9 protein-coding genes and 3 rRNA genes are annotated in these 14,731 nt (G+C 44.7%); 8 read left to right on the top strand and 4 right to left on the bottom strand.

Annotation, left to right across the window (positions count from 1 at the left end):
• Positions 1–136 precede the first annotated feature (136 nt).
• The 3 genes from NSP_RS21925 (at position 137) to NSP_RS27430 (ending at position 2,424) form a co-directional block, all read left to right on the top strand.
• Entirely contained in the window at positions 137–1,618 is a 1,482-nt protein-coding gene (locus NSP_RS21925; RefSeq protein ID WP_017804425.1) for a hypothetical protein, read from the top strand.
• Positions 1,619–1,725: 107 nt separating this feature from the next.
• Positions 1,726–2,214, top strand: coding sequence for a hypothetical protein (locus NSP_RS21920; protein WP_006199160.1), 489 nt, complete (start codon positions 1,726–1,728; stop codon positions 2,212–2,214).
• 12 nt (positions 2,215–2,226) lie between these two features.
• A complete protein-coding gene (locus NSP_RS27430; protein WP_006199159.1) occupies positions 2,227–2,424 on the top strand; it encodes a hypothetical protein in 198 nt (65 codons plus the stop codon).
• A gap of 59 nt (positions 2,425–2,483) precedes the next feature.
• Here the strand turns inward: NSP_RS27430 and NSP_RS21910 are convergent, their stop codons facing one another.
• Positions 2,484–3,656 (bottom strand): NAD(P)/FAD-dependent oxidoreductase, encoded by a 1,173-nt coding sequence (locus NSP_RS21910; protein ID WP_006199158.1) that lies wholly within the window; start codon positions 3,654–3,656, stop codon positions 2,484–2,486.
• Positions 3,657–3,996: 340 nt separating this feature from the next.
• On the opposite strand from NSP_RS21910, the gene NSP_RS21905 reads away from it, so the two are divergent.
• From NSP_RS21905 to NSP_RS21885, 5 genes are all read left to right on the top strand, one after another.
• Positions 3,997–5,486 (top strand): 16S ribosomal RNA (locus tag NSP_RS21905).
• Between the two features lie 354 nt (positions 5,487–5,840).
• Positions 5,841–8,669, top strand: a 23S ribosomal RNA gene (locus NSP_RS21900).
• Positions 8,670–8,791: 122 nt separating this feature from the next.
• A 5S ribosomal RNA gene (gene rrf / locus NSP_RS21895) occupies positions 8,792–8,909 on the top strand.
• The 16S, 23S and 5S rRNA genes sit together here, the layout of an rRNA operon.
• 165 nt (positions 8,910–9,074) lie before the next feature.
• Entirely contained in the window at positions 9,075–10,409 is a 1,335-nt protein-coding gene (locus tag NSP_RS21890; RefSeq protein ID WP_006196976.1) for a hypothetical protein, read from the top strand.
• A 94-nt stretch (positions 10,410–10,503) separates the two neighbouring features.
• Positions 10,504–12,420: a GTPase family protein gene (locus NSP_RS21885; RefSeq protein WP_006196975.1), complete on the top strand. Its 1,917-nt coding sequence runs from the start codon at positions 10,504–10,506 to the stop codon at positions 12,418–12,420.
• 202 nt (positions 12,421–12,622) lie between these two features.
• On the opposite strand, the gene NSP_RS21880 is transcribed toward NSP_RS21885, so the two are convergent.
• The 3 genes from NSP_RS21880 to NSP_RS21875 all read right to left on the bottom strand — a co-directional run.
• On the bottom strand, positions 12,623–12,943 hold the full coding sequence (locus tag NSP_RS21880) for a slr1957 family protein (RefSeq protein WP_006196974.1): 321 nt from the start codon (positions 12,941–12,943) through the stop codon (positions 12,623–12,625).
• A gap of 501 nt (positions 12,944–13,444) precedes the next feature.
• Entirely contained in the window at positions 13,445–13,567 is a 123-nt protein-coding gene (locus tag NSP_RS25730; RefSeq protein WP_269454149.1) for an SUMF1/EgtB/PvdO family nonheme iron enzyme, read from the bottom strand.
• Between the two features lie 196 nt (positions 13,568–13,763).
• Positions 13,764–14,731 (bottom strand): formylglycine-generating enzyme family protein (locus NSP_RS21875; RefSeq protein WP_017804424.1); only part of this gene is annotated, 968 nt, incomplete at its 5' end.

The raw sequence follows: 14,731 nt of genomic DNA, 5'->3' as shown, positions 1-14,731 counted from the left end.
ACCTATTCTACCGTAGAATCTCAGGATATTTGCAGTTAGCGATCGCTCACCAAAAATATCGTAACTGCAAGGGTTTGATAGTTTTCGGAGATGTCTAATGGGTGTATAGTAGTAAAAGATGTAGTAAACCAAGCCGATGAAACTCAAGGTAAAGAATCAATTAACCGTTACGAGAATAGCTATTTTAGGGACTCAAAAACTAAATAAGTGGAAATCTAACGAGCTTGATTTGATTGCTTTGAGCTTGGGTAAACTACGCTCTGATTTGTGGAATGAGTTCGGGTCGTTGAAAGCCTGGGGCGTTTCTAAATTTGAGATTGACAAACAGCTACGCACCTTAAAAGACAAATACAAATTACCTGCTAAGTTATGGGAAGCAACTCTCTATGACGTAATTGATGATATTCATTTAGTTCAGGCTTCTTGTGTCGAAAAGGTAATGAAATCTTTGGGTCAATCGTTCCAATCGTTTCCGACTAAAAAAGGGGTTTTACAACTTACCTTAGAAAGTCGTGAATGGTTGGAACACCCAAAACTTTGCACCTTAGTTAGAAAGTTTTGGTATCGAGGTAACACGAAAGTTTGTAACCAAATTATCGTGAAAGCTTATGATACTAAAATGGATGATAAAGGTGTGGTGTGGTTGCGTTTTGGAGGTTTAACTCCATGTAAAACTCTAAAACTACCAACGACTTTACCAACAGAAATCAAGTGTCAGGTAAGGCTAATTAACCGTAATAGCAGATGGGAAATTCACTACACGACTGATATCCAAAAAGCTGAAAAAAAGACCGATGGTAAAATAATTGGATGTGATAGAGGTTACACCGAAGTTTACGCCACATCTTCTAACGATGGTGCTAGATTTTTGGGTAATGATTTTGGTAAAATCCAAACTCAAGAAACCGATTACAGAACAGCGAAACAAGTTAAACGTAATAAAATCAGGTCAGTTTTTAACAAGTCTACGAAGAAAGGAAACAGTGCCAAGGCTGATAGAATTAAACGGAATAACCTTGGTAAAATCAAGTGGAATAATCGGGAAACATCCTTTAAAGGTAGGATTCAAACAATAGTTTTTACAGCTACGCATGACTTAATGACAGATGCGTTCAAGGTAGCTTTTGAAGATTTGACGGAGCAAATAAAAGGCAAAAAGCCCATGAAAAAGCGCATGAAGAGAAACGTTTCTTCATGGTGCAAGGGGATAGTTGCGGATGCCCTCAAACAAGTTTCAACCCGTGTAGGTTGCACGGTTGTTAGTGTCAATGGTGCGTATACGTCACAACTTGACTCCAGGTTCGCTACCTTAACAGGCAGTAGAAATGGTGACAAGTTTACCGGACATGATGGGGTCGTGATGCACTCAGATACTAACGCTGCTGACAACGTTCTAGCAAGAATGAGTGACGTTGAAATCACTCGTTACATGAAACATTCCGATGTAAAAGTAATCTTACTAGAACGGACTCAGAAGTTTCGGGAATCTCTGATAGTAGAGACCGAGGCGACAACGGGCAAGGATAAGCCCCAGACTCTAGAACCTAAAAGCAAACTTACGAGTAAGGTCAATCAGAGAGCAAATTATCAGCAATTGACGTTGTTTGACCTTAGTTAACTACGTTATTTGTGTATCCCTAATCAGAGTTGATATACGGTAATAGTCCTTATCAATCATCCCCAAGATGGTTTCATGGTTAGCTTCGGTCAGTTGTCAGATGTACTATGGCTTCTCAAATAGACATAAATTTGTCCGAAGAAGTTTTACAACGCTGGCAAACAGCGAAAAGTGCTGTAAACCGAAGCGTTAACTCGATAACTAACTCAGCACAGCAGTTTAGCCAGTCTTTAAAAGAAACAGCAAATACCACAACGGATCAAGCACTTAATACAGTTACAACTACCCTAGAAAAAGCTCAAGATTCCATAGAACAAACTTGGCAAACTGCTGAACACATAAAAAATACAACATCAGTCGCACTACAAACTGCTGTTACTTCCTCTGTAAATGATTGGCTGAATCAACACCCAGCATTTTTGCGATTATTTCATATCCTTGATTGGGCAGTTAATCATCCGATTATCAGTTTAATCATTCTGCTTGCAGGGATTGCTCTGATTTGGAGTATTATCAAAGCAATTATCCGCCTAATTGAAACAGCTAGTACCGCAAGGCGGAAGTCAAAAGTCAAAAGTCAAAAGTCAAAAGTCTGACTTTATAGGCTTTTGATTGATTTTAAATGGTTGTCCTATTTACGCCGTACTGTACTAGCACTTCTACCTACAAACCCTCCAACCCTTGATCAAAACAAACACCAACGATTAGCAGAAATCTCCACCCGATTAGAAAAAATTCAACAAGAACAACAAGAACTCTTGCAAGAAGCAGCAGACATAATTGCTACAGAAAAAATAGAGTTATAGCAACTCTCAATTATCTCTTTGCGCCTCTGCGCCTGGTGCGTGACACAAACCCACCAACCCTAACGTCCAGGCGATAACTGAGTAATAATCTCATCCTCCTTCCCAGCCAAGAAATTAGCAAAGCGCCGAGCCAAAGGTGGTACAATCACCAGAGGGTTACTAAAACTAGAAAAAATATGAACACCCTCAAATCCTGGAATAGCCCCAATCAAAGGTAGGCGATCGCTACTAAAAGCCACCAAACAATGATGCCAAGTTCCTGATAAATTCCCCAACATCGGTAAAATTTGCTGAACATTTGTTCGTAACCACATTTCACTTTCCTCAGCGTTAATCTTGCCAAAAGGATCTGTGAGAACACGGCTAACCTGACCCAAACGCAAACTACCATCTTGAAATTGAACCGCACCCACATCTAAAATCGGCGGTACTGGTTCATTAGGTACTTGCCATAATTCATCAACCTTAGTAGATTCCGCCTCTAACTGAAACCTTTGCAGATTTGCTGGCATGATTAAAGTGCGTAAACTCAACTCAACAGGTGGAGTTTCAATGACCTCAGCATGGGTAAAGTACAGCTTCATGGGAATACCAGCCAACTTTAGTAACTGTCTGCTAAATCCACCCGCGCAAATTACTACATTCTCACTGTGGTAAGTGTCAACATTTGTTTGTACACCAGACAACTTCATTCCTGCGTTAGAAGATGAAGTAGTCTGTAAATCGAGAACTTGGGCAATTTGCATTTCACCCCCAGCACGCAGAAAGCCTTGAATATAGCCCTGATTCGTCTTTTCTGGGTTGATATGACCATGTTTAACAGTCAAAGCCCCAGCGATCGCCTCTGAATTCAGCAGTGGTTCCAACTCACAAGCCTCTTTTATATTGAGTAACCGAGGTCGAATAGCAACATGATTGTAGGATGCAGCAGCAGCTTGTGGATCGTGATCAGCCGCAATAGTGAGTAATAAGTCTAGTTCCCGGAACTCAGTCTCAGCGTCTAATTCTAAATTCAAGTTCTGGTAAAGAGCGATCGCTTCCTCACATAGTTGGCGCGTTAGTGGCGTACTCCCAGACCAATAAGCTAGACCACCATAACTATAGCGAGTTGCATTATCAGGTGTGCCGTGTTGTTCTAACAAAAGTACAGAAAAACCTGTTTTCGCCAATTCGTAGGCGATCGCCGCACCCGTAATTCCCGCCCCAACTACAATCGAGTCATAGTTCTTCATCGATTTAAACCTGTTTTTAGTTCCCCTCTATATATATAGAACAGTTCCTCTACAATTCATATACGCCAAAACCCTTTCTGGGCAAGGCGTACAAGTAATAGCAAAAGAATTCAAAAAAAAACTTTGCCAAACCCCTTGACGAAACCAGATAGAGTTGTTATGTTAAATAAGTGCCAAGGCAAAAGCCGCAACACCTGAACCGAGAAAACAAAATACTTTGAAAGCGAAACAATAACCAATCCTCGTCAAGAAGATTTAGTTTGGGAAGATTCCCAAAGGTTAATCAAAAATTTTTACAGGATTCTGAACCGAGAGTTCGGAAGCAAACTCTAAGCACAACAAAACGGAGAGTTTGATCCTGGCTCAGGATGAACGCTGGCGGTATGCTTAACACATGCAAGTCGAACGGTCTCTTCGGAGATAGTGGCGGACGGGTGAGTAACGCGTGAGAATCTGGCTTCAGGTCGGGGACAACCACGGGAAACTGTGGCTAATACCGGATATGCCGAGAGGTGAAAGGCTTGCTGCCTGAAGATGAGCTCGCGTCTGATTAGCTAGTAGGTGTGGTAAAAGCGCACCTAGGCGACGATCAGTAGCTGGTCTGAGAGGATGATCAGCCACACTGGGACTGAGACACGGCCCAGACTCCTACGGGAGGCAGCAGTGGGGAATTTTCCGCAATGGGCGAAAGCCTGACGGAGCAATACCGCGTGAGGGAGGAAGGCTCTTGGGTTGTAAACCTCTTTTCTCAGGGAAGAAAAAAATGACGGTACCTGAGGAATAAGCATCGGCTAACTCCGTGCCAGCAGCCGCGGTAATACGGAGGATGCAAGCGTTATCCGGAATGATTGGGCGTAAAGGGTCCGCAGGTGGCTATGTAAGTCTGCTGTTAAAGAACCTAGCTTAACTAGGTAAAAGCAGTGGAAACTACAAGGCTAGAGTGCGTTCGGGGTAGAGGGAATTCCTGGTGTAGCGGTGAAATGCGTAGATATCAGGAAGAACACCAGTGGCGAAGGCGCTCTACTAGGCCGCAACTGACACTGAGGGACGAAAGCTAGGGGAGCGAATGGGATTAGATACCCCAGTAGTCCTAGCCGTAAACGATGGATACTAGGCGTGGCTTGTATCGACCCAAGCAGTGCCGGAGCTAACGCGTTAAGTATCCCGCCTGGGGAGTACGCACGCAAGTGTGAAACTCAAAGGAATTGACGGGGGCCCGCACAAGCGGTGGAGTATGTGGTTTAATTCGATGCAACGCGAAGAACCTTACCAAGACTTGACATGTCGCGAATCTCTCTGAAAGGAGAGAGTGCCTTCGGGAGCGCGAACACAGGTGGTGCATGGCTGTCGTCAGCTCGTGTCGTGAGATGTTGGGTTAAGTCCCGCAACGAGCGCAACCCTCGTTTTTAGTTGCCAGCATTAAGTTGGGCACTCTAGAGAGACTGCCGGTGACAAACCGGAGGAAGGTGGGGATGACGTCAAGTCAGCATGCCCCTTACGTCTTGGGCTACACACGTACTACAATGCTACGGACAAAGGGCAGCTACACAGCAATGTGATGCAAATCTCACAAAACCGTAGCTCAGTTCAGATCGCAGGCTGCAACTCGCCTGCGTGAAGTCGGAATCGCTAGTAATTGCAGGTCAGCATACTGCAGTGAATTCGTTCCCGGGCCTTGTACACACCGCCCGTCACACCATGGAAGCTGGTCACGCCCGAAGTCGTTACCCCAACTGTTCGCAGAGGGGGATGCCGAAGGCAGGACTGGTGACTGGGGTGAAGTCGTAACAAGGTAGCCGTACCGGAAGGTGTGGCTGGATCACCTCCTTTTAGGGAGACCGAATCCACTCAAACATCGAAAGCAAATCGCAATTAGATACTGAGTTGGTCATTCCTAGGTCGGTCGAGAATTGGTGAAAGCTTTCAAAGTATTTTTGGTTCAGTTCATTTATAAACATCTTAATCTCTAATTGGAATAAAAATTCAGCAATTGATTGCTTCATACAATCGAACTGCTGGGTGATAATCCAGCCAGAACCTTGAAAACTGCATAGTAACGCGAAAAAAAAGCAGGCAGACGGATTAGAGTCCTGATTGCTTCTTGACTGAGTGCTGAGTGAAATCAGTGCCTAGAAGGAAGTAAACAGAACGAAAAAAAGTTTGCAGAAACACCAATGTAAATGTGGTCAAGCTAATAAGGGCTTACGGTGGATACCTAGGCACACAGAGGCGAAGAAGGACGTGGTTACCGACGATATACTCCGGGGAGTTGGAAGCAAACATTGAGCCGGAGGTTTCCGAATGGGGCAACCCTAAATACTACCTGTTGAATATATAGACAGGAAAGAGCCAACCCAGCGAACTGAAACATCTTAGTAGCTGGAGGAAGAGAAATCAAAAGAGATTCCCTGAGTAGTGGTGAGCGAAAGGGGAAAAGCCTAAACCAAAGGATTTATCCTTTGGGGTAGTGGGACAGCGATATCGAATCTGGCGGTTAGACGAAGCAGCTAAATACTGCACCAAAGAAGGTGAAAGTCCTGTAGTCGAAAACTCAAGGATAGTAGCTGAATCCCGAGTAGCATGGGGCACGAGGAATCCCATGTGAATCAGCGAGGACCATCTCGTAAGGCTAAATACTACTGTGTGACCGATAGTGAACCAGTACCGCGAGGGAAAGGTGAAAAGAACCCCGGAAGGGGAGTGAAATAGAACATGAAACCGTAAGCTTACAAGCAGTGGGAGGACGATTGAACGTCTGACCGCGTGCCTGTTGAAGAATGAGCCGGCGACTTATAGGCACTGGTAGGTTAAGGCGAGAATGCCGGAGCCAAAGGGAAACCGAGTCTGAAAAGGGCGCTCAATCAGTGTTTATAGACCCGAACCCTGGTGATCTAACCATGGCCAGGATGAAGCTTGGGTAACACCAAGTGGAGGTCCGAACCGACTGATGTTGAAAAATCAGCGGATGAGCTGTGGTTAGGGGTGAAATGCCAATCGAACCAGGAGCTAGCTGGTTCTCCCCGAAATGTGTTTAGGCGCAGCGGTAATGATTAAATCTGGGGGGTAAAGCACTGTTTCGGTGCGGGCTGGGAGACCGGTACCAAATCGAGACAAACTCAGAATACCCAGAGAACACATTGCCAGTGAGACAGTGGGGGATAAGCTTCATTGTCAAGAGGGAAACAGCCCAGACCACCAGCTAAGGTCCCCAAATCATCACTAAGTGATAAAGGAGGTGGGATTGCATAGACAACTAGGAGGTTTGCCTAGAAGCAGCCAACCTTAAAAGAGTGCGTAATAGCTCACTAGTCAAGCGATCCTGCGCCGAAAATGAACGGGGCTAAGTGATGTACCGAAGCTGTGGGATTAATCTAGTATTAATCGGTAGGGGAGCGTTCCGTAATAGGTAGAAGCAGTAGCGGCGAGCAGCTGTGGACGAAACGGAAGTGAGAATGTCGGCTTGAGTAGCGCAAACATTGGTGAGAATCCAATGCCCCGAAACCCTAAGGGTTCCTCCGCCAGGTTCGTCCACGGAGGGTTAGTCGGGTCCTAAGGCGAGGTCGAAGGGCGTAGTCGATGGACACAGGGTGAATAATCCCTGACTACTATGTGGGAGCATTGCGAGGGACGCATGAAAGATAGCCATACCCTGATTGGTTTGGGAGGAGTTTACGAACTCCGCGTGGTGAAGGATAGTGTCAAGAAAAGCTCGTAATGTGATGAAAACATAGTACCCGTACCCGAAACCGACACAGGTAGGGAGGTTGAGAATACCAAGGGGCGCGAGATAACTCTCTCTAAGGAACTCGGCAAAATGGCCCCGTAACTTCGGGAGAAGGGGTGCCCACCTCAGACGTGGGTCGCAGTGAAGAGATCCAGGCGACTGTTTACCAAAAACACAGGTCTCCGCCAACTCGAAAGAGGACGTATGGGGGCTGACGCCTGCCCAGTGCCGGAAGGTTAAGGAAGTTGGTCAGGGGTTCGCCTTGAAGCTGACGACCGAAGCCCCGGTGAACGGCGGCCGTAACTATAACGGTCCTAAGGTAGCGAAATTCCTTGTCGGGTAAGTTCCGACCCGCACGAAAGGCGTAACGATCTGGATGGTGTCTCAGAGAGAGACTCGGCGAAATAGGAATGTCTGTGAAGATACGGACTGCCTGCACCTGGACAGAAAGACCCTATGAAGCTTTACTGTAGCCTGGAATTGTGTTCGGGCTTCGCTTGCGCAGGATAGGTGGGAAGCGAAGAAGTATCCCTTGTGGGGGATATGGAGCTAACGGTGAGATACCACTCTGGCGAAGCTAGAATTCTAACCCATGACCGTAAGCCGGTCAGGGAACAGTTTCAGGTGGGCAGTTTGACTGGGGCGGTCGCCTCCTAAAAAGTAACGGAGGCGCGCAAAGGTTCTCTCAGCACGCTTGGAAACCGTGCGGCGAGTGTAAAGGCAAAAGAGAGCTTGACTGCGAGAGATACAACTCAAGCAGGGACGAAAGTCGGCCTTAGTGATCCGACGGCACAGCATGGAATGGCCGTCGCTCAACGGATAAAAGTTACTCTAGGGATAACAGGCTGATCTCCCCCAAGAGTCCACATCGACGGGGAGGTTTGGCACCTCGATGTCGGCTCATCGCAACCTGGGGCGGAAGTACGTCCCAAGGGTTGGGCTGTTCGCCCATTAAAGCGGTACGTGAGCTGGGTTCAGAACGTCGTGAGACAGTTCGGTCCATATCCGGTGCAGGCGCAAGAGCATTGAGAGGAGCCTTCCTTAGTACGAGAGGACCGGGAAGGACGCACCGCTGGTGTACCAGTTATCGTACCAACGGTAAACGCTGGGTAGCCAAGTGCGGAGCGGATAACCGCTGAAAGCATCTAAGTGGGAAGCCCACCTCAAGATGAGTGCTCTCACTACATAAGTAGGTAAGGTCACGGGCAGAACACCCGTTTATAGGCTCTAAGTGGAAGTACAGTAATGTATGAAGCTGAGGTGTACTAACAGACCGAGGGCTTGACCTCAAATTCAGTTAACAGTTAACAGTTAACAGTTAACAAATTGGTTGATTCGCGTTACTGTGCAGCCTTCAGGGTTTTGTATCACTTATCTGATAACTGATAACTGATAACTGACCACTGTTTTTCCTGGTGTCTATTGCGCGGTGGAACCACACTGATCCCTTCCCGAACTCAGAGGTGAAACGCTGCTGCGGCGACGATAGTTTAGGGGTAGCCCTACGCAAAAATAGCTCGATGCCAGGTTTATATATGAAAAATAAGAGCCTCTTCTGTAATGGAAGGGGCTTTTGTTTTTCTATTGCCTTCTTTCATTGGGCATATTTCCTAATGATAAAATCTAGCGATCGCCAGATGCTAAAACTCTCTTAGAAGCTATAAACTGCAATTGTTGCACCGAAAAATATACTTGTGGATGCCATATTAGAACGATCGCACGAATTAAAACAAGCCTTAGTCGATTTTGTCTTAGATGCAGAAGGCGAACTAGCAGAAGCGCTCGAAACTTATGCAGCAGAACATTTGCGCCGTGGTAGTGGAGATAGTAGTCAGCAAGACTTAATCATTGATAGCTTTCTTGTAGAAGGCAAAGTTGGTGATAAGTCACCATTAGAATTGTTTATCGAAAACCGTCAAGATTTATCACAGAGCAATGGCATTTTACTAAAAAATTGGCATCGTAGTTTTATTGGCTTATTTGCCATATCTAATATTTTACCCGATGGCTTTGAGTTTACCAATTGGCTTACAGATAAGCACTACATTGTCAAGCCCAGCGATATTCAAACCTTAGAGAAATTATCTCGCTTGAAAGTAGGAGAAATATTACTAACTCATATTTTCCCCATTAATAATAGCGACTGGATGTTTTCTAGTCCCTACACAATCATGGGTAAATTGGGTAAGCCAAAACTCGCTGTAGCAATTGGTAATTTCAAAGAAAACTATAAAAATAATCTTTATAGCGATGCTCCTGAATTGTTAGAGGAAGCTTGGCAATCAGTAGAGCAGTATCATCAGCAGTTTCTAGACTTTTTCGGCAGTGATGAAATTACATTACCGGGATACCAACTGAATAAAAAAATTGCTGAATTTCAAGAGTTAATTACTGAAAAACGTTTGGCTGAGGCAGGAATTGATTCTTCCAAATCTCTGGCGGAAATGGCAGAAGAAGCTGGCGTTCGCGAAGAGGAAATACAAACAGCCGCAAAAGAAGTTGGTGCAGACTCCAATGTAGTTTCTCAAATTTTTAAAGATAACAAGAGTACCGGCAAGACTAAAATGGTCATGCCAAAGGTTGATTTACCAGCCGAACTGAGGAAAGCAGAACAGGTTACGGCTCTTTCTCATCCTCGTTGGGGACAAATGTTTTTACCAACGTATAGTAGGATGCAAGCAATTCTCTCAGAGGAGGATGGGCAAAATATTGAAGGTAACGAAAAACTAATTCGCCACTACCTGGAAGACAAAAGTATTAATGCTTTTATTTGGCATCGTTTAGCCCAAAAGTATCCAATTCAACTAGAAAAGTTGTTGCAAGATTTTCTACAACGTCCAGAGTTTAACCTTGCTAATGATTTAGATTCACTTTTACAGGAATTCGATAAACTTATAGAGCCAGATTTACCAGAAATTGCCAGTGTACCTATACATTTGCACAATTTATTTCAAGAAGCGATCGCAGAAGTTAACAAATCTAAGCCCAAAGGTAAGGGACAAAACAAGTCAGCAAAGGGTTTTAAATAAGCCTTGATTAGAGTTTCACTCCCCATAGAAGTTTTTTGGGATAAATTTAGTATAGATGTAGGGAGTGTCAAAAATTAGGGCGGATCACTAAAAAATGCTGCGATTAAAACTGTGGCAATGGGTAGTATTAGCATTACCCATTGCACTAATTATTACTTTTTTGCTCATCTTTGCAGGTATGCAAATTCATACCTGGGGTATTAGTTGGATTTGGGGTATATTTACCCTGGTATTTGTGGGCTGGCGTTGGCTGCTGGTGAAATGGACGAAACCCCAAATCAATGTGATAGAATCAACATTGGCAGAAGTCACAGAAGAGTTAGAATCTGCGGCAGATCAGCCAGTAGGACTACCAGCCCAAAGCGACAATATCAAACAGGCAGAAATAGCACTACAAGAGATTCTCAAAGCAGCAGAAAGCGATCGCCCGATTTGGGAAGATTGGCAAACTTTTTGGACACGATGCCAAGATTTAGTCACAGCGATCGCGCATATATATTATCCTCAAGTTCAATATCCCCTGTTGAATATTTATATACCCCAGGCTTACGGGTTAATTCGGGGAACGATGGATGACCTAGATCAGTGGATGCAGAAGCTATCACCAGCACTGAATCAGATTACCGTTGGACAAGCTTACCAAGCTTATGAAGTCTATCGCAAACTGGAACCATCGGCTCGGAAAGTTTGGCAAGCATGGAATTGGGCGCAGTGGCTATTTAATCCTGTAGTCGCAGTGGCCAAGCAAGCTACTAAGGGTTATACTAACCAGGCAACTCAGCAGTTATTAGTAAATTTAGGGCAACTACTGCGGGAAAATGCGCTGCGGAATTTATGCCGTCAGGCGATCGCACTTTACAGTGGTAGCAAATTACCAGTTACAGAAGCCAGTATTTCTACACCAACTCTACCCACAGCTAAGACTCAAAACCTGCGAGAAATTTTAACCAAAGCCGAACCAGCCGAGGAAATTGCCCAAAAACCCGTCAATATTCTGATTGTAGGGCGCACAGGTTCGGGAAAAAGCAGCTTGATTAATACTTTATTTCAGGCTGATCTCGCAGAGGTAGATGTTTTACCCAGCACAGACCAGATTCAAAATTATCATTGGCAAAGTTCCACCGGGGAAAGTTTAACGCTGTGGGATTCCCCAGGTTATGAACAGGTGAACCGAGGTGATTTGCGAAATCTGGTGCTTGATTATGCTACCAACGCAGATTTACTACTGTTAGTGACCCCTGTACTTGATCCCGCCCTACAAATGGATGTAGATTTTCTCCAAGATATGCGGGCGGAAGTCGCAGATTTACCAACTATCGCAATCATCACCCAAGTAGATCGTCTGCGTCCGATCCGGGAGTGGGAACCGCCTTATGATTGGGAATCAGGGAATCGTTCCAAAGAAATTGCGATTCGGGAGGCTACTCAATACCGCGCGCAACTTTTGGATAACTTCTGTAATCTCATATTACCGATTGTTACCAGTGATATTAAAACAGGTCGAGCCGCCTGGGGTGTAGAAACACTATCTTTGCAAATTGTAGAGGCGATCGCACCTGCTAAACAACTGCGATTAGCCCGCTTTTTGCGTAACTTGGAAGCTCGTACTGCCGCATCTGCCAAAATCATCGACCATTACACCTTCCAAATGGTGACTACTCAGGGACTAACCTCACTGCTGAAAAGTCCTGTGCTGCAATTTATTTCCACCGTATCAACTGGCTCTCCCACTTTGGCGTATCTCCTCGCAGAACAAATTCCCGTGGAACAATTACCGATTGTAATTGGTAAACTGCAAATGGCCTATGACCTGTTTTCCCTATTGCATACAGGTAAGGTTAATCCTCTTAACTTTGATTTGCTATCTCTTTGGCCATTGCTATTAGAAAACTCCGCTACACCTGACCGCAACGCCTGGGCATTTGGTCACTCCCTCGTCGAATACTGGACTCAGGATATGAGTGTGGAAAAACTACGGGAACGGTTTAGTTACTATTTGAAAGAAGTATAAGTAAAATAAAAAATAAAGTTTTCCTTGAGTTTTTACACAATAAGAAGTAAGTGAGCCAGAGAAATTTAATGTATGTCAAGAAATATAAATTATTCGTAGGGTGTGTTATGCCGTAAGGCTAACGCACCTTGAATCGTTGTCGGTGCGTTGCGCTGCGCGACAACACACCCTACATTGAAATTTATACGCCTGAATTAAATATTTAGGCATCTTCAATTTCAAGTTGAGCTACAGTCACAGCGTTAAAAGCGAAGGCAAAAACTAATGGCATAGGACATTTTAATACAACTGTAGAAACGATAGCTACGATTGTGCCAATTACCGCCGATACTGACCAGACTCTTTCCTCAACAGTTAACCCCTTTTCAGCTTTAATCAAGTTGAGGACGTGATGGGGAATTGGTTCAGGCATTACGCATCCCGGAGGAAAAGCCCAATAGTTGTTGCGCCGCTCGACAAATAATTCTGTCCAGCCATTTTCTTGACACCAGGCTTCAATCCAATCAATAGAGTAATGAGTCATAAGGATGTTGGTAATTAAGACTTGTGGAATTTGTGTAGTTGGTGAATATAAATGTGTGGGAGATTCCTTAATAGTTACTTAATGATTAGGAACTTGGCATAAATGCTTAGACATACAAGAATTGCTTAACTGCTCACATAATTAAAGACTAACAGCCGATAGAAAATGCTGCGTTCAAAATACAATAAACTTTACTTATGAACTTAATAGATAGATCCCCGACTTCTCAAAGAAGTCGGGGATCTGGTAACTGTGATAATTAATTTTTGTTAAGATAAAACATTTTAAATAGTTAACAAAATTAACAGTTAAGGCTAGTGCTTTCTTATTCTCTTAGAAAAGATTTGGTTGAGTCGGACAAGTCTTCGGTTTTGCAACCTACCAAGCTATCCGACTCGGTTTTATATTCGGAGGTCGTCGCCTTCCTCACTGGTTCAGGTCTGAACTCCCGATTGTACGCCCGATAAATTCCCACTTATCAGCTCTGACATTTAGGAGTACTCACGCCACAGCCACAGCCACCACGCGAAAACCAACATTGTTGTTACGATTCGCGCGCGCGTTCCTATTGCGATTGGCAGAACGGCAATTCCTAGCGTTGTTGATCCAACTACCGCCACGCAGCAGCTAAAATCGACCTGCCCCAACCTCAAATTCTCAACTGAATGAGAAGTTTGATTAAATGTAGTGTATAATGGATTTGATATCAAGACACCAGATTTGAGAAAAAATTTTTTTTCCGCCTAGCGGCGGGGAAAGAAGTGAAAAGAATAAGAAGTGCAGAGGGCAAAAGGGCAAGAGTGTAAAGGGCAAGGAATCCTCACGCCACAGCCACAGCCACCACGCGAAAACCAACATCGTCGTCACGATTCGCGCGCGCGTACCTAACGCGAATGGCAGAACGGCAAAGCCCAGCGTCGCTGAACCAACCACCGCCACGCAGCAGCTTTGTGTTATTATCGCTACCATTCAACCACGGAGTACCGTCTATGGGCGCGCCTTGGTAGCTACTATTATATATATCTTGACACCATTCCCATATATTACCATGCATATCGTATAAACCGAAAGAGTTTGGCGGAAAATTTCCTACATTTGTTGTTTGCTGACGATATTCACCTTTTGGTGCTGAGGCGTATGGAAAATTTCCGTCGTAATTAACTAAATCTGTGGTAATCGTTTCACCAAAATAAAACGGTGTCGTTGTTCCCGCACGACAAGCATATTCCCATTCAGCCTCGCTGGGTAGCCTGTAGGTTTTTCCTGTCTTCTGACTCAATTTTTCACAGAATTCTACCGCCTCATCCCAACTTACTGTTTCTACAGGTCTTTTCTCACCCTTGAAGTTAGCAGGATTTGTCCCCATAATTGCTTGATACTGTGCCTGAGTAACTGCATATTTACCCATGAAGAAACCAGGAACCCTTACCTGACGCTGGGGACCTTCATCGTCATCTCGCGCTGCTTCCTCTGGTGGTGAACCCATTGTAAAAGTTCCCCCTGGTATCTGCACCATTTCCAAAGACACACCATTTCCTAAATTTTCTTCAAAGTATTCTGCTTGCAGGTTGCGGCGGTTAGTAATATTTCCCTGTACATTTACGGTAACAGTTTCAAAGGAAAAGGTTTCCACGCTATTTGAGGGAGTAGAAGGTTGGGAAGGAGAAGGAGTTTCTACAACTACTGGTGGAATTTCACTTGTCACCGGAGTTGTAGTAGTAATATCTCCAGAATCAGAGGGAAATAACAACCGATTCCCGATAACAGCCAAACCAAATCCCCCAGCTA

The organism is Nodularia spumigena CCY9414, assembly GCF_000340565.2.
In the GTDB taxonomy this organism is placed as follows: Bacteria; Cyanobacteriota; Cyanobacteriia; order Cyanobacteriales; family Nostocaceae; genus Nodularia; species Nodularia spumigena.
The sequence above is the reverse complement of the archived record's forward strand: the minus strand, read 5'-3'. Positions and strand labels throughout refer to the sequence as shown.